This window comes from Brochothrix campestris (assembly GCF_046058945.1).
In the GTDB taxonomy this organism is placed as follows: domain Bacteria; phylum Bacillota; class Bacilli; order Lactobacillales; family Listeriaceae; genus Brochothrix; species Brochothrix campestris.
On record NZ_CP175511.1, the window covers coordinates 772,280 to 794,269 of the forward strand.

Consider the following 21,990-nt stretch of genomic DNA (forward strand, 5'->3'; position numbering starts at 1 on the left):
GAAATAACGTTTTTTTTAAGGATCAATTCAGACTAAAGACGGAGCCTTTAGGTAATTAGATGTTGTAAACTTAATGATGTGCTAAAATGTAGTGTAATGTAATCTAATGAAGAGGTGACGAAATGTTAACGAAAAAGCAAACGATTTTGCGCTATAGTGTCGTAGCTATTATTTTTATCCTCTTTCTGTTTGTGGCTGCAGCTGTTTCGGCCAATGCACTGTGGGTAAAACAATTTGATTCGACAATACGAACAATGTGTCAAGCTGTTCAACCGGTTGGACTAACCAAAGTCATCACGCTAGCGACTGACTTTGCAGGGGTTAAAGGCATGATTGTCATTACAGCGATAATCGTTATTATTATGGCCTGTTACCGCCAGTTTTTATGGGCATGTTGGCTTGGCGTTAATATGCTTGTCGGTGCTAGTGGGATTAACTGGGTGTTTAAATCGCTCTTTCAACGGGAGCGTCCGGTGAATATGTTAATTGAACAAGGTGGCTTTAGTTTTCCGAGTGGGCATACAATGGCGATTACAACGTTTACGTTAAGTATTGTTTTTATGCTAACAGTCAATCAGCGTTATCATCGAAAAACATATTTGATTATCACAGCCTGTCTCATCAGTTTTATTGGCTATACGCGCATTTATTTAGGTGTTCATTATCCAAGTGATATTATCGGTGGTTTTTTATTGGCCAGTACTTATATGATTGTAAGTACGACGCTATTCAGACAATTCGGTCCGCGTATTCAAAAGTTATTTATTGAAAAGGGCTTAAACGATCGGTTTGTTTTCAGTAAAGACTACGCCTATACGCCGCCTGATACAATGGAATAAAGCGACTTAAATAAACGAGCGTACCGTGCGTTTTACACCGTTAGACGCTTGCTGAGACGAATTACTAGCGAAGTTAAATATAGAACAAAAAAGCGATTATTGACCATCGCCAGCAAAAATTTTGAAGATACGAGCGTTTATCTTCAGTCTCAAGCGCTCAATTAAAATGAGCGCTTTTTGTTCTATTAGGGGCGCTTATGAAAAAAACAGTGAACAATCTCATAGAGGCTCTGCTGTAATTATTTACAAAACAATTGAGGGGGATTATTCCTTTTTTTAGAAAACACATCATATGTAGGATTAGACATAATGGCAGATAGTTAATAGCCTTCCTTTGTTTTCTATAATCAATAGATATATGTGGGTAAACTGTTCCAAAAAAGATAAATGTAAGGGCTTGCAAAGGTGAGGAAGAGCCCTTATAATAAAAAATATAAAAAGGTATTTCGCATGTTATAAATGGATTTTGTTTTGTAAAAGTAAACGAACTTCATTTATAATATGTGATGTCATCTGTATCAACGATATGGAAACCCATATTATAGAAATCATTTGGAGGGTTCATACTATGCAAACAGGTAAGGTGAAATGGTTCAACTCAGAAAAAGGTTTTGGTTTTATTGAGGTTGAAGGTGGCAGTGATGTCTTTGTACATTTTAGTGCTATCCAAGGTGAAGGTTTTAAAACATTAGACGAGGGGCAAGACGTTGAATTCGAAATCGTTGAAGGACAACGTGGATTGCAAGCTGAAAATGTAACGAAACTTTAATCCAAAACAAGTGACTGACAGCTGTCGTCACTTGTTTTTTTGTAAAAAGACGAGACTGCCTTGCTGTCGCAAGAATCAACCTGTTTGACAAAATAGACGTGGGACTTTAAAATGAATCGTACTTAAAAATAGATTGACGACAGCCAAGCTGTTCGTTGATAATAGAGAGACGGAAAATAGATGAATGTCACAGAACACTTAAAACATAATCCGGGATTAAAACAGCGGTTGCAAGAAATGCTCCTTTCGATAGAACGAGAAAGTCATTTTACAACAACAGCTGGGATTGAATGCCCAGTCAATCGATTGGCATTAGGAGCAGAGCATCCGATGCTTAAGTATACAAATCATAACAGCCTGGTGATGAAAACACCGTTTGTCTCATCCGAAAAAGAGGCATTAAAGTATTTTGGTGCCATTCAAGAGGTTGCGATGCGTACACATCCGTCAACAGAAATGCTCTGGCCAAGTTCAACACTGCCTGATGAAACGTTTAATGGTGCGATTACACTGCATTACATCTTCTCAGAAACATTTGTGTATGACTTAGCGCAAGCAATGAAGCAGACAGTTGCAGAAACGCGGACCGGATTGTCTCACCAAATGAGGCTGAACCTAGCAGGATACAAAGTCATGCTTGCTTCACAGTTGCAGTCTCGCTTTGCCTTCGTTTCTAGTGAAACGAATTCAGCTACGCAAGCGGAGCTTACGTTAGTTGGTGTGCCCTTAGATGCGACTGCACGTTTTGGAATAACAAGCGAAACACTACGTTTTTATACACTGCTAACGCTACTGTCAGCTTATACAGCGACTAATATTGAAACAGTCGATCAATTATTTGAAGCGTTAACTGCGATGGCGAATGACTTACACTTAAGTAAGAGCGATCGAGACATCATTACCCACTGTTGGCGCGAAGTAAGTTCATCCGCATTTAGGCAAGATAGTGATACAGTAACAGCAGCAACCTACAATTGCCAACAAGGACAGCTGTTTCAACAACAAGCCTGGGAAAACACCTTTGCCTTAGCTGGCTTCGATAAGATGGAGCTATCGACACAGCTAGTGATAGTGCATGCAATTGAACTCGGTATTGCCTTCGAGGTGCTAGATGAAGCGGAACAGTTTTTGAAACTGACCGTCGGCAATCATACTGAATATATAAAAAATACGAATATGACAAGTCTTGATACCTATATTGCACCGCTCATTATGGAAAATAAAACGGTAACAAAGAAAATTTTAAAACAGGCCGGTTTTCGTGTGCCTAGCGGCGAAGAATTTGCCACTGTGGACGAAGCGATGCAAATGTATGACTATTTTAGCGAAAGTGGTTTTGTTGTTAAACCGAAGTCGACTAATTTTGGTCTGGGAATTTCGATTTTTCAAGAAGGTGTCTCACGGACTCATTTTCAAGAAGCGGTTGAAATTGCCTTTAAGCAGGATTCTCATGTGCTCATTGAAGAATTTATCGCGGGTACTGAGTATCGTTTTTATGTCCTTGATGGCAAGGTTGAAGGCATTATTTTACGCGTGCCCGCAAACATTATTGGCGATGGCATTCATACGATTGCGGAGTTAGTGGCATTCAAAAACGAAGATCCGTTACGGGGGACACATTACCGCAAACCGTTACAACGTATAGTAATTGGATCAATTGAACGGTTGTTATTGAAAACACAAGGTTACAGCGAAGATGATATTCCTGCCAAGGAGCAACGTATTTATTTACGGGAAAACTCGAATGTTAGTACTGGTGGTGATTCGATTGATATGACTGATGAAATGGATGAAAGTTATAAACAAATTGCAGTTGAAGCTGTTGCCGCACTGGGTGCGTTTGTGTCAGGTATCGATTTGATGATCACTGATAACAGGGTGCCGTCGACGAAAGCAGCTACTAACTACGGGATTATTGAGGCTAATTATAACCCAGCCATTCACATGCACATGTTTCCTTATCAAGGGACAGGCCGACCATTAGCCCAGTTGTTGCTCATGAAACTATTTCCTGAATTAAACGAATAGTGAGGTTACTGTAATAGAATGAGACAGAATTGAAGATGATTCACAAGCTGAAACGAAACCATTAACCGGTTTCGTTTTTTTTATATCGATATGAGATAGATTTAATAAAAAAACAAACGAAACAATATCATAATTAGAATTTTCTGAATATTCAATTGACTAATCGATAAATGTCCTATAATATATAAATTATCTTATTAATAAAAAACAAAAGGAGTTTTTCATTATGAAACGTAGCCAGTCAAACCAATCACGCTTAGTCATTTTATTACTTAGCTAGGACTCGGAACATCGTCTTGTGCGATTGTTACTTGAGTCCCGATTGCGTTTGACTGGGGCTTCAAACCCCATTCCTTGAATGGGGTTTTTAATTGGAAAATTACAGAAGAGCTAAGGAGTGTTAATGATGAGAAGTGATGAAATCAAAAAAGGTGACGATCGTGCCCCGGCACGTAGCCTCCTTAGAGCAACTGGACAAGTAAGAAGCGATAATGACATGCGTAAGCCTTTTATTGCAATTTGTAATTCATATATTGATATTGTGCCAGGACATGTACACTTGCGTGAACTAGCCGATGTTGCCAAAGAAGCGATTCGAGAGGCTGGCGGTATTCCATTTGAGTTCAATACGATTGGTGTTGATGATGGGATTGCGATGGGACACATCGGCATGCGCTATTCATTACCGAGTCGTGAGATTATCGCTGATGCGGCTGAAACCGTTATTAACGCTCATTGGTTTGATGGTGTTTTCTATATTCCAAACTGTGATAAAATCACACCAGGAATGTTATTGGCGGCCATGCGGACGAACGTACCGGGCATCTTTTGCTCAGGTGGTCCGATGAAAGCAGGCCTATCTTCAACTGGTAAAGCGCTCACCTTATCGTCAGTGTTTGAGGGGGTTGGTGCCTTTAAATCAGGGAAAATGAGTAAAGAAGAATTTTTAGAACTTGAAGCAGAGGCATGTCCAACCTGTGGCTCTTGTGCAGGGATGTTCACGGCCAACTCAATGAACTGTTTGATGGAAGTGCTCGGACTGGCCCTACCAGGAAACGGCACTACACTAGCTGTCTCAGAAGAACGACGCGAATTAATTCGAAAATCAGCCTTTCACTTAATGGACTTAGTAAAAAAAGACATTAAGCCAAAGGATATCGTTACCAAAGAAGCCATCGATGACGCGTTTGCCCTCGATATGGCAATGGGTGGCTCAACTAATACAGTACTACATACATTAGCAATCGCGAATGAAGCAGGCATTGATTACGATTTGAAATCGGTCAATGAGATTGCCGAACGCATTCCGTATTTATCAAAAATCGCTCCAAGTTCAGCATACTCGATGCATGATGTGCATGAAGCCGGTGGCATTTCAGCAATCATTAAAGAGTTGGTTGATAAAGGCGATGCGATTCATCCCGACCGCATTACTGTAACGGGTAAAACATTACGAGAGAATGTGGCGGATGCGAAAATTTTAAACGAAAACGTGATCCATTCTAAAGAGAATCCGTATAGTAAAACGGGTGGATTATCAATTCTTTACGGTAATATTGCGCCAGATGGTTCTGTGATTAAGGTCGGCGGTGTTGATCCGAGTGTCACTAAGTTTGTCGGCGAGGCCATTTGTTTTGACTCACATGATGAAGCAGTGGCGGCGATTGATGATCACCGTGTCGGTGAAGGGCACGTTGTTGTTATTCGCTACGAAGGACCGAAGGGTGGGCCTGGAATGCCAGAAATGTTAGCACCGACATCGTCAATTGTTGGACGAGGCTTAGGCAAAGATGTCGCCCTCATTACGGATGGTCGCTTCTCTGGTGCAACACGTGGTATTGCGATTGGTCATGTATCGCCTGAAGCGGCAGCAGGTGGCCCGATTGCCCTCATTAAAGATGGCGATACGATTGTGATTGATTTACCGGAACGGACGATGGAACTACTCGTTTCAGAAGATGAGTTAGCGGCACGTCGCACACAGCTAAAACCATTTAAATCAAAGGTGAAAACCGGTTGGTTAGCACGTTACTCAGTACTAACAACGAGTGCCAGTACCGGAGGCATCATGAAGATTCCGGATGAACTACTTTAAGAGAGGGTGAAATAAATGGCTGAGCAAGCAGTAAAGCTGAAAAATGGAGCGCAATGGCTCATCGAGAGTCTTAAACAAGCAGAGGTTGACATCATCTATGGCTATCCGGGAGGTGCAGTCTTACCCTTGTATGATGCCCTCTATGATAGTGGTGTGAAACACATTTTAGCCCGACATGAGCAAGGTGCAATCCACGCCGCTGAAGGTTATGCTCGTATTACGGGCAAGGCCGGTGTTGTCGTCGTCACAAGTGGACCAGGGGCAACTAACGTCGTCACCGGCTTAGCGGATGCCTTAGCTGATTCCTTACCACTCGTCGTTATTACTGGTCAGGTGGCAACCTCAGTCATTGGCACTGATGCTTTTCAAGAAGCCGATGTTGTGAATATGACCTCACCGATTACGAAACATAGTTTTCAAATCCGTGACGCTGCCGATATTCCAACAATTGTGGCACAGGCGTTTACGATTGCTGAAACCGGACGGAAAGGGCCAGTCGTAATTGATTTTCCAAAAGATATGATGACCGCAGTCGTCTCACAGATTAAACAGGTGCAAGCGTTAGCGACCTATGAGGTGGCAACAACACCACCTGTGGAAGCAATCGCAGCAGTGGCACAACTGTTAGCAACGAGCAAACAACCGGTAATCTTAGCGGGTGCAGGCATTAATTTTGCCTCTGCCAAATCTGAATTGACCGAATTTTCTAACAAAATGAACATTCCGGTCGTGAACACACTGTTAGGCTTAGGGAACATTAGCCCATCTGAGCCGTTAGCGTTTGGCATGGCGGGAATGCATGGGGGCTATGCGGCCAATCGTGCGATATATGAATGCGACCTCCTAATCGCCATCGGTGCTCGTTTTGATGACCGCTTAGTCGGGGCACAAGCGCATTTCGCGAAGGATGCTAATATTGTCCATATTGATATTGATCCGTCAGAAATCAACAAAGTGTTTACAGCTGACATCGGGATTGTCGCTGATGCCAAGGTAAGCCTACAAGCCTTGTTGGCTGCAGTTGAGCAACCCGCTGATTATACAGCGTGGGTCAGTCGTTTACAAGCGTATGCCCAACAGCATCCACATGGCTATACGACCAATGATAGCGTCGCGATAAAACCACAACAGGTGATTGAAATGATTAGTAGCTTAACGGAGGGCCGAGCGATTGTAGCCACCGATGTCGGGCAACATCAAATGTGGACGGCTCAATATTATCAGTTTAAAGAAGAACATGCGCTCATCTCAAGTGGTGGTTTGGGCACGATGGGATTCGGCTTACCGGCTGCAATTGGTGGGAAGTTTGCCCAACCTAATCGTCAGGTGGTTGCGATTGTTGGTGACGGTGGCTTTCAAATGACGTTGCAAGAATTAGCGTTATTAACAGAATTTAAGTTAGATATAAAAGTGATTATTCTCAATAATGCCTCACTCGGAATGGTGAAACAATGGCAGACACAGTTTTATGATGAGCGATACAGCGAGTCCGTGTTTGACGGCCAACCTGATTTTGTGAAACTCGCCGAAGCGTACGGTATTCAGGGCGAGCGGATTACACAAAGCGAGCAACTTGCTGAGCAACTGGCAGCGGTGTTTGCGATCGAAGGTCCAGTTGTCGTCGATGTTCATATTGCTCAGATGGAGACCGTTACACCGATGGTACCACCGGGGAAAGGCATTCATCAAATGGAGGGGGTTGTTGGTCAATGAAACGTATCTTAATTGCTCGTTTATCCGATTCACCCGGTGTTTTGAACCGGGCCATCAATGCTATTTCAAAACGTTTTATTAATATTGAAAGTATCGCGGTCGGTCAAACGGCCGAAGTCAATCAGTCACAGCTCACCTTAGTCGTGCATGTTGACGACATTAGCTCTTGTGAACACTTGGTCAAACTGCTGAATAAGCAGGTCGATGTGATGGAAGCACGTGACATTACCGATGAAAATGTGGTAACACGTGAATTGGCAATTGTCGATGTGGCAGTTGATTATTCGGCGGTAGCTGACCTGTTGGTTTCTTTCCAAGTCGCGATTTTAACCGAGGCAGCCGATCACACAGTCATTCAAGCAACCGGATCGCATCATCAAATTGATGATTTTATTGAACTGTTAAAACCATACAACATCACACAATTAACACGAACCGGCATTGCCGGTTTTGTCAAAACAGCATAACTGATGATTTCGCCGCAAGGCTTATCTATAAATAACACACATAAAACAGGGGGTAATGAAAATGGTAAAAGTATATTATGATGATTCGGTAAAAGAGGATACACTTAAAGGCAAAAAAATCGCGGTGATTGGCTATGGTTCACAAGGCCATGCTCATGCGCAAAACTTACGCGACAATGGTCACGATGTGATTATCGGTATTCGTGCAGGTAAATCAGCTGATAACGCCAAAGCAGATCAATTTGATGTATTCTCGGTAGCAGAAGCAAGTAAACAAGCAGATGTTGTCATGGTACTTTTACCAGATGAAAACCAAGGGACGATTTATGAAGCTGAAATTAAGGATAACTTAGAGGCCGGCAATTCACTTGTTTTTGCCCATGGTTTTAACATTCATTACGATGTCATTAAGCCGGCAGCAGACGTTGATGTGTTCTTAGTGGCACCAAAAGGTCCAGGTCATCTTGTTCGTCGTACCTTTGTTGAAGGTAGTGCGGTACCTTGTTTATTCGCGGTTTATCAAGACGCAACTGGAGAGGCGACTCAAAACGCGCTGTCTTATGCTAAAGGTGTGGGTGGTACCCGTGCAGGTGTAATTGAAACAACCTTTAAAGAAGAAACAGAAACTGATTTATTTGGAGAGCAAGCGGTACTTTGTGGGGGCACGACGCATTTAGTACAAGCTGGTTTTGAAACATTAGTTGAAGCGGGTTATCAACCAGAACTGGCCTACTTTGAAGTGTTACATGAATTGAAATTAATTGTTGATCTTATGTACGAAGGTGGCATGGAAAAAATGCGTAACTCGATTTCGAACACAGCCGAATATGGCGATTACGTATCAGGCCCACGCGTCGTAACAAGTGATGTTAAAGCGCATATGAAAGACGTGTTAACTGATATTCAAAACGGTAACTTTGCTAAAGGCTTCATTGATGATAACAACAATGGCTTTAAAGAATTCCATCGTATGCGTGCAGAGCAAAAAGGTCATCAAATTACCGAAGTCGGTAATAAACTCCGTGATATGATGCCGTTTATTGATCAAAACAAATAAAGAAAGTGAATACAACTTGCAAAAGGCAACTAAATTGGAGGTGTTGAGGGTTCGACGCTTTTTGTCGGAACGAAACAGCGAAATTTAGACAGCCTTTAGTTGGAGTAACTGGAGAATAGAAAGTGAATACAACTTGCAAAAGGCAACTAAATTGGAGGTGTTGAGGGTTCGACGCTTTTTGTCGGAACGAAACAGCGAAATTTAGACAGCCTTTAGTTGGAGTAACTGGAGAATAGAAAGTGAATACAACTTGCAAAAGGCAAAAGGCAACTAAAAGGGTAAACGTTAAGTAGCAAGCACTTCGATGAAAAAAGTAGCGATACAATAAAGTGACAAGCGATAAAACTTACTGTTATAAAAGACTAACATTGTGTTAGCAGCTATTAACTAAAAGAATGACCAGTGAGCACATCTCAATTTGAGGTGTGCCTCACTTTAAATTTGAACATAATTGCGTTACTAATAAAATAATGAGAGGGGTGTCAGGCATGAGAAAAATCCAAATATTTGATACAACATTACGAGATGGCGAACAAACAGCGGGGGTGAGCTTTAACTTACAAGAAAAAATTCAAATGGCACAGCAGCTTGAAACCCTTGGTGTCGATGTCATTGAAGCTGGTTTTCCAATCGCTTCCCCGGGTGATTTTAACTGTGTCAAAACCATTGCTGAGATTGTAAAAGAAAGTGCGGTTACGGGTCTCGCCCGCTGCGTCGAAGCGGACATTAGTCGGGCTTATGAAGCGGTTAAAGGTGGGGTTGCACCCCAAATCCATACCTTTTTAGCGACAAGCCCGATTCATCGTGAATTCAAACTCAAAATGACGCAAGCCGAAGTACTCGCCTCGATTGATCATCATGTGCGCTATGCGAAGCAATTTGTCAATATGGTGCAATTTTCACCTGAAGATGCAACCCGAACTGAACCAGACTTTTTAGTTAAGGCAATCCAAACAGCCATTGATGCCGGCGCCAAAGTAATTAATGTACCCGATACAGTCGGCTATACGAATCCAACCGAGTTCGGTGCGTTATTCCGCTATTTACGCCAAGAGATTCGTGGGTTTGATGAGGTGATTTTCTCATCACATTGTCACGATGACTTAGGGATGTCGGTCGCTAATGCCTTAGCTGCAATTGAAAACGGGGCATCACGGATTGAATGTACGATTAATGGGATTGGCGAGCGTGCGGGCAATACTGCAATGGAAGAAGTCGCGATGGCTCTTCATATTCGTAAAGACCATTATCAAGCAGAAACAAACATTGTGCTCAATCAACTGAAACGCAGCAGTGATCTCGTCAGTCATTTATCGGGCATGGCGGTACCACGAAATAAGGCAGTGATTGGCGGCAACGCGTTTGCACACCAATCGGGCATTCACCAGGATGGTTTCTTGAAAAATCCAAGCACTTACGAAATTATTACACCTGAGCTTGTTGGTGTTTCACAATCAACCCTTGTACTCGGAAAACTCTCTGGACGTCATGCGCTCTTTACACGACTCGCGGATATTGGTTTTTCAATTGAAAAAGAGGAGCAACAACCACTGTTTGAACGTTTTAAACAATTAGCTGATGTTAAAAAAGAAGTCAGCGATGACGATCTCCGAGCAATGATGTCAGGCCATCTATACAGTGACGAGAGTTTTTGTCACTTAGAGTCGTTGGATGTGCATTATAATTCTGCTGCGCAACAATTAGCCGATATTACAATTAGAACAGCCGAGGGTGAGCGTCTCAGTGGTTCAGCCACAGGTGCTGGTAGTATCGAAGCGGTTTACAATGTGATTGATAAGTTAATGGGCGAATCGGTGACCTTAAAAGATTATCGTATTCAGTCAATCTCACCAGGAATGGATGCACAGGCTGAAGTACATACAGTGATTGCAACGGCGGACGGTAGCATTTATCATGGTGTTGGCATCGATCATGATGTATTGAACGCCTCTGCTCGAGCTTATATACAAGCTTTTTCAAAACAGCGTCATGCGACATTAAACACAAGTGAGGTTGAGGTGTAATGGGATATAACGTAACCGTCTTAGCAGGTGATGGCATTGGACCAGAAATCATGGCCGTCACGCAAACCGTTTTAACACAAGTACTCGCACAATCAGAGCAGCAGATTCAATTTAACGCGCAGTTGTTTGGTGGCGCGGCGATTGATGTGACAGGTTCGCCGTTTCCGCCAGCGACACAGGCGGCCGTAGCAACGGCTGATGCAGTTCTGCTTGGTTCGGTCGGTGGCCCGAAATGGGATGAAGCCACTGAACGACCAGAACAAGGCTTACTCGCCTTACGTAAACAAATGGGTGTATTTGCCAATGTTCGTCCCGTTAAAATTTTTTCGGCGGTAAAACATTTATCTCCTTTACGTGAAGAACGTTTAGAGGCTGTCGATTTCGTCGTTGTGCGTGAATTACTAGGCGGCTTATATTTCGGTGAACCGAAGTACTTCAACGAAAAAGAAGGCGTCGATACCTTACGTTATGACAAGGCGAGCATCGAACGGATTGTGCATTACGCCTTTAAACTCGCAGCCACACGTAAAGGTGAATTAACGAGTATCGATAAGGCAAATGTGTTGGCATCGAGTAAATTATGGCGTCAAACTGTTGAAGAGATTGCACCGCTTTATCGAGAGGTACGCGTCACTCACTTATATGTCGATGCGGCCGCGATGCATTTGATTCAACGGCCAGCGCAATTTGATGTGATTGTGACTGAGAACATGTTTGGTGATATTTTAAGTGACGAGGCGAGTGTGCTTGGCGGTTCGCTGGGCTTATTACCATCAAGCTCGCATGCGCAAGCTGGTCGGGCGGCGCTATACGAACCGATTCATGGTTCAGCACCGGATATTGCAGGTCAAGATTGTGCTAACCCAATCGGGATGTTACTGTCAGCGGCTATGATGTTACGGCAGTCATTTCAACTCGAAGCGGAGGCGACTCAAATTGAGACAGCCGTCGAAACCGCATTGGCAGCAGGCTTTTTAACAAAGGATTTAGGGGGACAAACGAGTACGCGCGCATTTGGTGCAAAAATAAGTGAACTGATTGAAAGGAGTGGGGCGAATGTCACAACAAACATTGTTTGATAAACTTTGGGAACGTCACGTATTGTATGGAAAAGAAGGTGAACCGCAGTTATTATACATCGATTTGCACCTCATTCATGAGGTGACATCGCCACAAGCATTTGAAGGGCTACGCATGACGCAACGGACCGTAAGACGACCTGATCGAACGTTTGCCACGATGGACCATAATGTGCCGACCTCCGACATTTTTAACATTCAAGATTTGGTAGCAAAAAAACAAATTGATGCCCTCAGCAAAAACTGTGCCGAGTTTGGGATTGAATTAGCCGAAATGGGCAATGACCGCCAAGGAATTGTACACATGGTTGGACCAGAAACCGGTTTGACACAACCTGGTAAAACAATTGTTTGTGGCGATAGTCATACGGCGACACACGGTGCGTTTGGTGCCCTAGCGTTCGGAATCGGCAGCAGTGAGGTTGAGCATGTGTTTGCGACGCAGTCTTTATGGCAAACGAAGCCGAAACGGATGGGGGTTCATATAACAGGTGAGCTGCAACCAGGCGTATACGCTAAAGACATCATCCTTGCGCTTATCGCTCAAAATGGTGTGTCATTTGGTAATGGACATGCGGTTGAATTTTATGGCGATACAGTCGAACGAATGACGATGGATGAACGGATGACAATCTGTAACATGGCAATTGAGGGCGGTGCGAAGATGGGGATGATGGCACCGGATGCAACAACTTATGCCTATGTGAACGGACGCGACTATGCTCCGACTGACATGGCTGAAAAAATCGCAGACTGGGAGACCCTGTACACAGATGCTGATGCAGTGTTTGATAAAATAATCGAACTCGATGCGGCTAGTCTCGTGCCATACGTAACCTGGGGGACCAACCCTGAAATGGGCGTACCTGTTACAGCATCTTTTCCGCCGATTGAAAACGTTAATCATGAACGAGCATACCATTACATGGATTTACAACCCGGTCAAACAGCTGCTGAAATCGAACTTGGCTACGTCTTTATCGGTTCGTGTACGAATGCTCGGCTGTCGGATTTAATCGAAGCTGCGCGAATGATACGTGGCCGCAAAGTGCAGAAACACATTCGAGCGATGGTCGTACCGGGCTCGCGTGGTGTACGCAAGGCGGCCGAAGCGGTCGGTCTCGATAAGGTTTTTAAAGAGGCAGGTTTTGAATGGCGCGAACCCGGCTGTTCGATGTGTCTCGGAATGAATCCCGATCAAGTACCGGATGGTGTACATTGTGCCTCAACCTCCAATCGTAATTTCGAAGGACGTCAAGGTCAAGGTGCACGCACACATCTTGTGTCACCAGCGATGGCGGCAGTAGCAGCAATACATGGACATTTTGTGGATGTCCGTTTGGAGGAGGGGATTGCACATGAGACCGTTTAAACAACATCGCGGGACAGTCGTCGCCTTGATGAATGATAATATTGATACGGATCAAATTATTCCAAAACAATTTTTAAAACGGATTGAACGAACCGGCTTTGGACGGTTTTTATTCGATGAATGGCGCTATTTACCCGGTCATCAACCGAATCCGGCCTTCCCTTTGAATGCCAAAGATCGTCAAGGTGCTTCAATTTTAATTAGTGGGGATAACTTTGGTTGTGGCTCAAGTCGTGAGCATGCACCATGGGCTTTAACTGATTATGGCTTCGACTGTATTATCGCCGGTAGTTTTGCCGACATTTTCTTTAGCAATTGTACTAAAAACCGCCTGTTACCGATTGTTTTACCACTCGAACAGCGCCAACAGTTGGCAGCCTTAGCGGGTGATGTAGTGGTGACGATTAACTTGGTTAATCAAGTGATTGAAGCTGACGGGGATGTCTACCCGTTTGAGATTAATCAAAAAGTGAAGGAAAAACTAGTTGAGGGCTTAGATGATATCACCCTAACATTGACGCACGAAGATGTCATTCGCGCGTATGAACAACGGGTTGATGAACGGGGGACAACAAATGACGACAGTTATGCACGCAACTAACATTGAAGAAGCAGCTGAACAATTAGCTGGAGTCGTACGACATACACCGCTCGAATATGATCCATACTTATCACAAAAATACGATTGTCGTGTGTATTTAAAACGTGAAGATTTACAAATTGTGCGCTCCTTTAAACTGCGGGGCGCTTATTATGCTATCAGTCAATTAAGCGATCAACAACGGGCGCAAGGTGTCACCTGTGCCAGTGCGGGCAATCACGCGCAAGGTGTCGCCTATACGTGTGATCGTTTAAAAATGAAGGCAGTTATTTTTATGCCAGTGACAACACCCAATCAAAAGGTTGCACAGGTGAAATTTTTTGGTGGTTCTGACATTGAAATTAAACTCGTTGGCGATACGTTTGATGCGTGTTCTGAGGCGGCCCAAGCGTATACTGCTCAAGAGGGTATGACCTTTGTGCCACCATTTGATTCCGAAAATATTATCGCTGGTCAAGGGACAGTCGCCGTTGAAATTTTAGGTGATGCGCCAGATCCGATTGATTATGTTATTGCGACGATTGGTGGTGGTGGTCTCATTGCAGGGTTAGGCAGTTATTTTAAGGCAAAGAGTCCTCAAACAAAGGTGATTGGAGTTGAACCGCTTGGGGCAGCCTCGATGAAAAGTGCCCGCGCTGCTGGTCAAGTTGTCAAACTACCGAAGATTGATAAGTTTGTAGACGGGGCTGCTGTCGCCGAGGTGGGCAAAATCACCTTTGACTACTGTCAAACCGTAGTCGATGACGTCCTCACCGTGCATGAAGGTCAGGTGTGTACAACCTTGATCGAAATGTACACAAAACTGGCGATTGTCGCTGAACCAGCCGGTGCGATGAGCGTTGCGGGATTGGAGCAGATGCGTGCTGAAATTAAAGGGAAAACAGTAGTGTGCGTCGTCAGTGGTGGCAATAACGATATCAATCGGATGAAAGAGATGGAAGAACGCTCACTCATGTTTGAAGGCTTACAACATTATTTCATCGTTAATTTTCCCCAACGACCAGGAGCGCTAAAAGAGTTCGTCAGTCAAGTGTTGGGTCCGAATGATGACATTACGAAATTTGAATACACGAAGAAAGTCAATCGCGGGCAAGGTCCTGTTATTATTGGCGTATTACTCGGTCAAACGAACGATTACGCAGCGATGATTGAGCGTCTACAAGTGTTCGATCCGCAGTATATGTCGGTCAACGATAATGCGATGCTCTACAATTTACTCGTCTAACCATCCTATACAAAGAGAGCTAAAAGAGGTACAATAAGTGGTATTAAAGGATAAGGATCGTGAGAAAAATGCGTCTGTTAAAAATAAAGCAGTTTGCACGTTGGCTTGCTACAGTCATCGTTCAAATCTGCTTTTTGATTAGTTTTTATTTAGTGGGAGTACAACTGCAACAATTGTTCCACCTCATCGTTCCTGGCAGTCTGATTGGGCTTGTGCTATTATTTACGTGCTTAAGTTTGAAAATCATTCCAGTCAGTTGGGTTAATCTCGGTGCCAGCTTCTTATTGTTGATTATGCCACTCTTTTTCATTCCATCGATGACAGGAGTCATGGCATACGGCTCACTCTTTCTACATGCAGGGGTATTTATTGTGCTCGACATTGTCATCTCAGCCTTTGTGATTTTCTTTGTGACTGGTTGGGCAATTCAACACCTCATCGTTTTATGGCAAAAACGGTCGCGAAATGAGGTGGGAAAATGATTTTAAATCTCGGACTCGTTGTGATGACAATTGTCTTTTTTTGCATTGGCTATGTCATTAATCGGCGTTTTCCCTCGTTCTTCACATTGCCGATATTTACAGCTTCAGCACTGATGATTGTTTTTTTAGTCAGTCTTGATTTGAGCTATGATGCCTATGCAGGGGCGCGCGCCTTTTTTAGTTTTATGATGGGGCCAGCAATCGTGGCCTTTGCTGTGCCAATGTACGCTGTTCGCAGTATTATTTATCGTTATCTGCCGTTTGTCATTCTCGGTATTATTATCGGCGTAACGGTGTCGTTAGGAATGACACTGCTGTTTTCACACGTATTGCCCTTATCAGCAACGGTTGTAACCGCACTTTGGAGCAAAAATGTCACCTTACCCGTGGCCTTAATAATAGCCGATGATATTGCAGCATCGCCATCGCTCGTAGCAATTGGGGTCGTCTTATCTGGTTGCTTAGGGGCCGCGTTTGGCGACCGCATCCTGAACGCGATGGGCATTCATCATCGCATCGCTCGTGGGGTAGCGATGGCTGCTGTTGCTCATATTATGGGGGCTTCACGTTCAATGTTACTCAATAAAGAAGAAGGTGCAATTGCCTTGATTACAATGGCAGGAACCGCAATTGTTGCCAGTGTGGTTATTCCTTTGATTGCATAAAAGACCGAAAAAGACGCTAAAGTGATGTGTTTACACGACTTTAGCGTCTTTTTTAGCTGTCTAGAGGAGGGTGTTTTTAGCGGTTGCCAACGCTTCTCCTTCTATGCCTAGCGGTGTCCGTCGTTGCTGCCACAAGTGACGCCATTGTCTAATGGCAGTCACTAAAATAATAACGGCTAGTACGAGCATGATCAGCGAAAGTATCCCATTGACGATACTAAAACCGGCATTAGCGGGATTGAAGTAAACCTGTTTCATCATCCAAAAACTGGCGGTGTTGACCGTCACATATAAATAGGCTAACGGTATCAAACAGGTGAGCCAATAATGTTTGTTGCTCGCCATTTTTAAAATGACCGTTGCACCGATAATGAGGCCGATAACGGCCATTAACTGATTCGAGACCCCAAACAAGACCCAAATCGAGCTAATATCGCCCGAATAGAGCAGATAGCCCCAAGCAAAACAGGCAAGAACACTGGCGAAGATAGTACCGGGAAGCCAATTGACCTGTTTAAGCGGTTTGTAAAGCTCACCAAAGAAATCTTGGATGAGGTAACGGGCAACACGTGTTCCTGCATCGATTGCGGTTAAAATAAAGACGGCTTCAAATAAGATGACGAATTGATAAAAATAAGGAGCCATCGTGTCAAAGAAGGACAAACGAGTGAAAATAGAGGTCATCCCAACTGCGAGTGTCACCGCACCACCGGTTCGTCCTTCTAAATCCATCCCGATTTCTTGGCTGAGATGTGGTAAGTCAACGACCGACATCCCTAACGTACGAAAGACTTCAGGCGTAGCATTGATGGCGAAATAATCAGCTGGATGAAGCGCAGTGGCAGCAAGCAAGGCCATGATTGCGACTAAACATTCGACAAGCATCGCACCACTGGCGACCATGCGAATATCCCGCCACTTGTTAATCATTTTCGGTGTTGTGCCCGAGCCGACAAAGGCATGGAAGCCAGAAATCGCACCACAGGCGATTGTAATACTAATAAAAGGCCAAACCGGTCCAGCAATTACCGGTCCACCTCCGCTTGTGAATTCGGTTAAAGCGGGCATGCGGATGGCGGGATTAATGACAAAGACACCGATGATCAAGGCCAAAAAAACGCCGATTTTCATAAAACTACTTAAATAGTCACGCGGTGTCAGCAAGAGCCAAACGGGGAGCGCCGCTGCAAAAAAAGCATACACAGGTAAGATGAGGGCGAGCGTTTGATAATCTAAACTGAGCCATGTGCCTAAGACGGTCGTTTCAATCCAAGGGCCTAGGCCGACTGCTACTAAGATACAACTGAAACCGACAGTGCTTGCCAGTTTTAATTGTCCGGTGAAGCGGTAGTAGAGCCCGACGGCCATTGCAATCGGAATCGTCATCGCAATCGTAAATGTTCCCCACGGATTATGTGTTAACGCATTAAGTACGACCATCGAAAGACCAGCCATCGTAATCGTAATAATAAAGAGCATCGCTAACCCAGCACAAAAGCCAGCAATCGGACCCATTTCTTTTTTAGCGACCTCGCTCAGTGACTGCCCTTGATGACGCATTGAGGCATACAGCACGACGGCATCGTGGACGGCGCCGCCTAAGACGGCCCCAATCAAGAGCCAGATTAAGCCGGGTAAATAGCCAAACTGTGCGGCCAAGACGGGGCCAACCAATGGGCCGGCGGCAGCAATAGCGGCAAAGTGATGACCGAAGGTAACCCACTTATTGGTGGGCACATAATCTTGTCCATCATCGAGTTGTTCAGCTGGTGTTGGCGTATCGTTTCGTAAACGAAGCACCTTCTTGGCAAAAAATAAACTATAAAAGCGGTAAGCTAAAGCTAAAAGACAAATTGAACCAATCATGATTGTAATCGCGTTCATTGCATCACTCCTCAATTAAATTACATATAGTGGCTGTTAAACTATATGTAGGGTATCGCCAGCCACCGAGGAGTTACCCATAGTTTAACGTAAAGAGCTTTCGGAGGAAAGCAATAAAGACCGGCAAACAGCAAGATACTGTTAACGGCTATGGCACTACATTCTCGCAACCGCCTATGGTAAAATAAATAAGAATGAAAAAAGGGGGGGTTTGATGAAAATAACGACAGCTGATATCTACCGTGAGAGCAAAATGGTGTTGTTAGAAAGTGGCTACGATGGTTTAACCTTTGCCGAACTAGGCAAACGATTAGGTGTCACACGACCTGCCCTTTATAAACACTTCACCAATAAAGATGAGATGATTACTGCGTTGATGGTGAGTGAAATGCTTCAAATAAGCGAGCAGTTACCGACTGACATGAGCGCTTCGTTCGAGCGACTGTTTGAAAACCTCTTAACGGTATTAATTTCTTTTAGTGAACTACATCGAATGATGTCATCGTTATATCGCATTGAATACGAGCAAGCAACTTCTATCGGTGACAATCTCGATCAGCTAAAACAACAACACCGGCGTTTTTCAGCGACCGTCGATGCCATTATTACGAAGGGCAAGCACATAGGGGTATTTGATACTGGCTTGAGTACGGAGCTGATTACGCAATTTATAATGGGCATTATCGAAACGGTCGATTTGAAAAGCGCTTCAAAAGAAGAGTGGCTCACGATGCTCACCCAACTTGTTTTATATGGTACGAGTAAAAGAACGTGACATCTTTCTAAAAATAGGTTACGATAAAGTTACGGTATAGTAACTTTATCGTAACTTATTTATTTAGGAGGAAAAAAATGAAGTTAGCATGGAAAGAAATAAGCAGAAATAAGATGCGGTTTGTCATGATTGGTCTAATCATCTTACTGATTACGTGGTTGGTATTTATCTTAAGTGGCCTAGGTAATGGCCTATCGACCTTGAACGCGGCCACGATTAAAAACTTACCAGCTTCACATCTCGTTTATCAAGCAGAGGCGGAACATAAATTTTCTAAATCATTAATAACGGCGACTAAAGTGGCAGAAATTGAAAAACAGCCAGGTGTTAAACGTGCGACACCCTTAGGTACGTCAATTGCCTCAGTCATTAATGAATCACAAAAAGATGATAAAAAAACCGATATTACGTTAATGGGAATTATCCCAGGATCGTTCATCGAACCTGAGGTCGTTGAAGGAAAAGCCTTAACCGCAAATAAAAGGGACATTATTGTTGACGCTTCGATTAAAGAAGCTGGATACAAGCTCGGTGATACGATTCAATTGAGCGGTTTTAAACGTGATTACAAAATCGTTGGTTTTGTCAAAGGTGAAACGTTCAATCATTTGCCAACGATAATTTATAATATTACCGAATGGCGCGACTATCGCTTTACAACACCAGGTAGTGATGATGGAGTGAAAGCAGCGGCCAATGCGATTGTCGTTGATACGACGTCTGCTTTTTCAGCTGAAGCAGTTGAAAAAAAGGTTAAGGACACAGAAGTTGTGACTCGTGCTCAAGCAGTACAAGCGATGCCTGGTTATGCCGAAGAAAACGGTACCATTTTGATGATGTTAGCCTTCTTGATTGTCATATCGGCCTTCGTTATTGGTGTGTTTTTCTTTGTCATTACGATGCAAAAAGTGAATCAATTTGGCGTGATGAAAGCAATCGGTGCCAACAACCGTTTTATTAGCCGGATGATTATTTCACAAGTAAGCATTATTTCGTTAATTAGTATTGTGGCAGGTATTGCCTTAACATATTTAACGGCACTCGTATTTCCAGCTGGAATGCCCTTTGCCTTAGATATTAAAATGATCGTGCTGTATGCCGTGTTACTATTTATTATCAGCGTTTTAAGTTCGGTTTTCTCAGTGCGCAAAATCTTAAAAATCGATCCATTAATTGCATTAGGGAGAGTGGAATAATGAGTAACTTATTTTTAAAAAATATTACAAAAGAATTTGTTGATGACAATGGTGAAAAAATCATTGCCTTAAACAAGGTCTCTTTAACTGTTAATAGCGGTGAGCTGATTGCTATCGTCGGGCCTTCAGGCTCAGGTAAAAGTACGTTTTTGTCGATTGCAGGTGCGTTATTACAACCAACAACGGGACAAATTAAAATCAATGAAACAGACATTTCACGCTTCAATGAACAAGAACTGTCACGCTTACGCTTACAAGAAATTGGTTTTATCTTACAATCTTCAAACTTAGTACCATACTTAAATGTGTTAGAACAATTGTTGTTAGTGAAGCAATTGCAAGGGAAGGTCACCGCGGCAGATAAGCAACAAGCACAGGAATTATTAACCGAGCTTGGTTTAGCGGATAAACTGAAAAATTTCCCATCAGATTTATCAGGAGGACAAAAACAACGGGTTGCAATTGGCCGTGCCTTAATGAATGATCCGAGCGTTATATTAGCCGATGAGCCCACGGCGAGCTTAGATACGAAAAAAGCACATGAAGTGGTGCAACTACTAGTGAATGAAACAAAAAAACGTCAAAAGGCCGCGATTATGGTCACTCATGATGAACGAATGCTTGCTTATTGTGACCGCGTGTTCCATATGGAAGATGGCGAACTAACAGAGCAGACAGCACGTTAGCTGCTTGAGACTGAAGATAAACGCTGTTCTAAATCGTTACGACTTGCTCGCTTGGGATTACGTACCATCAATACGCGCACCGTCACTCGCTCGTCGTGCCTACTAGAACGAGAGGATATAACAGCGTTTCTATTCAGCCTGATCATCTTGTAGACAAAGTCGCTTGACCACTTTTCACAGAAAAAGCAGTTTAATTCGACTTTGTCTACAATCTGAAGCAACGGTTTCATAACCGTTGCTTTTTTCTGTGCAATTCAGCGAGACATTGACCGTTTAGATGATTTTAAGACCGTATATATGCTATTATAGTAGAGATGAAAAGAAATGAAGTAACGTCAGTTTGACGTCCAAACTTCACCTCGACTAAAGGAGTGGCTCATGTGTTTGAATATTTAAAAGGACAGATTACCTATATATGTCCGTTATACATTACTGTTGATGTGCAAGGGATTGGCTATTTGGTTCATGTACCGAATCCCTTTACGTTTACAACGCGCGAAGGTCAGGTGGAAAAAATCTTTATCCATCATCATGTTCGCGAAGATGCTATTACCTTGTTTGGTTTTGAGAGTCGCGAAGAACGCTTTCTATTTCAAAAACTACTCAGTGTTACAGGGATTGGACCAAAGGGCGCGATGGCGATCATTGCCCGTGGTGATTTGAATCTGCTTGTTACAGCAATTGAAGGTGAAAACGAGGGCTATTTAGTGAAGTTCCCGGGGATTGGCAAAAAAACCGCTCGCCAAATTATTTTAGATTTAAAAGGGAAAATCAATGATTTAGTGCCATCGATGCAACAAACAACGATTGTTGTCGAAACACACAGTGCCTTAGCCGAAGCCTTGCTGGCCTTAGAAGCGCTAGGTTACAGTGCACGTGAAATTAAAAAAGCCGAAACTAAATTAGAAAAAGTTGATTTAAGTTCGACGGATGAATACATTCGTGCGGGCTTAAAATTATTAACGAATTAACGAATTAACGAATTAACGAATTAACGAATTAACGAATTAACGAGTGTCAGAGATTGACTTGA

The 21,990-nt window shown here is 43.4% G+C and carries 18 protein-coding genes and 1 pseudogene; 18 read left to right on the forward strand and 1 reads right to left on the reverse strand.

Annotation, left to right across the window (positions count from 1 at the left end; genetic code table 11):
• Nucleotides 1-122: 122 nt before the first annotated feature.
• The 14 genes and pseudogenes from ACJYYY_RS03935 to ACJYYY_RS04000 all read left to right on the forward strand — a co-directional run bounded on the left by ACJYYY_RS03935 (nt 123) and on the right by ACJYYY_RS04000 (nt 16,416).
• Entirely contained in the window at nt 123-839 is a 717-nt protein-coding gene (locus ACJYYY_RS03935; protein WP_408869133.1) for a phosphatase PAP2 family protein, read from the forward strand.
• Between the two features lie 568 nt (nt 840-1,407).
• Nucleotides 1,408-1,608: a cold-shock protein gene (locus ACJYYY_RS03940; RefSeq protein WP_035313318.1), complete on the forward strand. Its 201-nt coding sequence runs from the start codon at nt 1,408-1,410 to the stop codon at nt 1,606-1,608.
• Nucleotides 1,609-1,788: 180 nt separating this feature from the next.
• Nucleotides 1,789-3,636 carry a bifunctional glutamate--cysteine ligase GshA/glutathione synthetase GshB gene (gene gshAB / locus ACJYYY_RS03945; protein ID WP_051456813.1) on the forward strand — a complete coding sequence of 616 codons (1,848 nt, stop codon included), beginning with the start codon at nt 1,789-1,791 and terminating at the stop codon, nt 3,634-3,636.
• 406 nt (nt 3,637-4,042) lie between these two features.
• A complete protein-coding gene (ilvD, locus tag ACJYYY_RS03950; RefSeq protein ID WP_408869134.1) occupies nt 4,043-5,731 on the forward strand; it encodes a dihydroxy-acid dehydratase in 1,689 nt (562 codons plus the stop codon).
• Between the two features lie 15 nt (nt 5,732-5,746).
• The gene (gene ilvB, locus ACJYYY_RS03955) at nt 5,747-7,444 is read left to right on the forward strand and encodes a biosynthetic-type acetolactate synthase large subunit (protein WP_408869135.1); all 1,698 of its coding nucleotides are present in this window, start codon (nt 5,747-5,749) and stop codon (nt 7,442-7,444) included.
• Nucleotides 7,441-7,911, forward strand: coding sequence for an acetolactate synthase small subunit (ilvN, locus tag ACJYYY_RS03960; protein WP_035313315.1), 471 nt, complete (start codon nt 7,441-7,443; stop codon nt 7,909-7,911). The genes ilvB and ilvN overlap by 4 nt, the downstream gene beginning before the upstream one ends.
• 61 nt (nt 7,912-7,972) lie before the next feature.
• Nucleotides 7,973-9,015 (forward strand): annotated as a pseudogene (gene ilvC / locus ACJYYY_RS03965) (ketol-acid reductoisomerase).
• Between the two features lie 441 nt (nt 9,016-9,456).
• Nucleotides 9,457-10,992, forward strand: coding sequence for a 2-isopropylmalate synthase (locus ACJYYY_RS03970; RefSeq protein ID WP_408869136.1), 1,536 nt, complete (start codon nt 9,457-9,459; stop codon nt 10,990-10,992).
• Nucleotides 10,992-12,071 carry a 3-isopropylmalate dehydrogenase gene (leuB, locus tag ACJYYY_RS03975; RefSeq protein WP_051456812.1) on the forward strand — a complete coding sequence of 360 codons (1,080 nt, stop codon included), beginning with the start codon at nt 10,992-10,994 and terminating at the stop codon, nt 12,069-12,071. Before ACJYYY_RS03970 ends, leuB begins: the two co-directional genes overlap by 1 nt.
• Nucleotides 12,049-13,443, forward strand: coding sequence for a 3-isopropylmalate dehydratase large subunit (gene leuC, locus ACJYYY_RS03980; RefSeq protein ID WP_035313311.1), 1,395 nt, complete (start codon nt 12,049-12,051; stop codon nt 13,441-13,443). The genes leuB and leuC overlap by 23 nt, the downstream gene beginning before the upstream one ends.
• Nucleotides 13,430-14,044 carry a 3-isopropylmalate dehydratase small subunit gene (gene leuD / locus ACJYYY_RS03985; protein WP_051456811.1) on the forward strand — a complete coding sequence of 205 codons (615 nt, stop codon included), beginning with the start codon at nt 13,430-13,432 and terminating at the stop codon, nt 14,042-14,044. Before leuC ends, leuD begins: the two co-directional genes overlap by 14 nt.
• A complete protein-coding gene (gene ilvA, locus ACJYYY_RS03990) occupies nt 14,019-15,269 on the forward strand; it encodes a threonine ammonia-lyase IlvA (RefSeq protein WP_156921096.1) in 1,251 nt (416 codons plus the stop codon). The genes leuD and ilvA overlap by 26 nt, the downstream gene beginning before the upstream one ends.
• 68 nt (nt 15,270-15,337) lie before the next feature.
• Nucleotides 15,338-15,751 (forward strand): CidA/LrgA family protein, encoded by a 414-nt coding sequence (locus ACJYYY_RS03995; protein WP_051456810.1) that lies wholly within the window; start codon nt 15,338-15,340, stop codon nt 15,749-15,751.
• Nucleotides 15,748-16,416: an LrgB family protein gene (locus ACJYYY_RS04000; RefSeq protein WP_035313308.1), complete on the forward strand. Its 669-nt coding sequence runs from the start codon at nt 15,748-15,750 to the stop codon at nt 16,414-16,416. The genes ACJYYY_RS03995 and ACJYYY_RS04000 overlap by 4 nt, the downstream gene beginning before the upstream one ends.
• A 60-nt stretch (nt 16,417-16,476) precedes the next feature.
• On the opposite strand, the gene ACJYYY_RS04005 is transcribed toward ACJYYY_RS04000, so the two are convergent.
• Nucleotides 16,477-18,300, reverse strand: a complete 1,824-nt coding sequence (locus ACJYYY_RS04005; protein ID WP_408869137.1) for a carbon starvation protein A — start codon at nt 18,298-18,300, stop codon at nt 16,477-16,479.
• A 214-nt stretch (nt 18,301-18,514) separates the two neighbouring features.
• Between ACJYYY_RS04005 and ACJYYY_RS04010 the strand changes: the two genes are divergently transcribed.
• The 4 genes from ACJYYY_RS04010 (at nt 18,515) to ruvA (ending at nt 21,928) form a co-directional block, all read left to right on the forward strand.
• Nucleotides 18,515-19,075, forward strand: a complete 561-nt coding sequence (locus tag ACJYYY_RS04010) for a TetR/AcrR family transcriptional regulator (protein WP_051456809.1) — start codon at nt 18,515-18,517, stop codon at nt 19,073-19,075.
• Nucleotides 19,076-19,152: 77 nt separating this feature from the next.
• Entirely contained in the window at nt 19,153-20,271 is a 1,119-nt protein-coding gene (locus ACJYYY_RS04015; RefSeq protein ID WP_035313306.1) for an ABC transporter permease, read from the forward strand.
• Nucleotides 20,271-20,957, forward strand: coding sequence for an ABC transporter ATP-binding protein (locus ACJYYY_RS04020; protein WP_408869138.1), 687 nt, complete (start codon nt 20,271-20,273; stop codon nt 20,955-20,957). The genes ACJYYY_RS04015 and ACJYYY_RS04020 overlap by 1 nt, the downstream gene beginning before the upstream one ends.
• Nucleotides 20,958-21,337: 380 nt before the next feature.
• Nucleotides 21,338-21,928 carry a Holliday junction branch migration protein RuvA gene (gene ruvA, locus ACJYYY_RS04025; RefSeq protein ID WP_035313305.1) on the forward strand — a complete coding sequence of 197 codons (591 nt, stop codon included), beginning with the start codon at nt 21,338-21,340 and terminating at the stop codon, nt 21,926-21,928.
• Nucleotides 21,929-21,990 lie beyond the last annotated feature (62 nt).

Coding starts and splice junctions, on each gene's coding strand:
- ACJYYY_RS03935 (WP_408869133.1), top strand. CDS start 123: ATGTTAACGAAAAAGCAAACGATTTTGCGCTATAGTGTCGTAGCTATT.
- ACJYYY_RS03940 (WP_035313318.1), top strand. CDS start 1,408: ATGCAAACAGGTAAGGTGAAATGGTTCAACTCAGAAAAAGGTTTTGGT.
- gshAB (WP_051456813.1), top strand. CDS start 1,789: ATGAATGTCACAGAACACTTAAAACATAATCCGGGATTAAAACAGCGG.
- ilvD (WP_408869134.1), top strand. CDS start 4,043: ATGAGAAGTGATGAAATCAAAAAAGGTGACGATCGTGCCCCGGCACGT.
- ilvB (WP_408869135.1), top strand. CDS start 5,747: ATGGCTGAGCAAGCAGTAAAGCTGAAAAATGGAGCGCAATGGCTCATC.
- ilvN (WP_035313315.1), top strand. CDS start 7,441: ATGAAACGTATCTTAATTGCTCGTTTATCCGATTCACCCGGTGTTTTG.
- ACJYYY_RS03970 (WP_408869136.1), top strand. CDS start 9,457: ATGAGAAAAATCCAAATATTTGATACAACATTACGAGATGGCGAACAA.
- leuB (WP_051456812.1), top strand. CDS start 10,992: ATGGGATATAACGTAACCGTCTTAGCAGGTGATGGCATTGGACCAGAA.
- leuC (WP_035313311.1), top strand. CDS start 12,049: ATGTCACAACAAACATTGTTTGATAAACTTTGGGAACGTCACGTATTG.
- leuD (WP_051456811.1), top strand. CDS start 13,430: ATGAGACCGTTTAAACAACATCGCGGGACAGTCGTCGCCTTGATGAAT.
- ilvA (WP_156921096.1), top strand. CDS start 14,019: ATGACGACAGTTATGCACGCAACTAACATTGAAGAAGCAGCTGAACAA.
- ACJYYY_RS03995 (WP_051456810.1), top strand. CDS start 15,338: ATGCGTCTGTTAAAAATAAAGCAGTTTGCACGTTGGCTTGCTACAGTC.
- ACJYYY_RS04000 (WP_035313308.1), top strand. CDS start 15,748: ATGATTTTAAATCTCGGACTCGTTGTGATGACAATTGTCTTTTTTTGC.
- ACJYYY_RS04005 (WP_408869137.1), bottom strand. CDS start 18,300: ATGAACGCGATTACAATCATGATTGGTTCAATTTGTCTTTTAGCTTTA.
- ACJYYY_RS04010 (WP_051456809.1), top strand. CDS start 18,515: ATGAAAATAACGACAGCTGATATCTACCGTGAGAGCAAAATGGTGTTG.
- ACJYYY_RS04015 (WP_035313306.1), top strand. CDS start 19,153: ATGAAGTTAGCATGGAAAGAAATAAGCAGAAATAAGATGCGGTTTGTC.
- ACJYYY_RS04020 (WP_408869138.1), top strand. CDS start 20,271: ATGAGTAACTTATTTTTAAAAAATATTACAAAAGAATTTGTTGATGAC.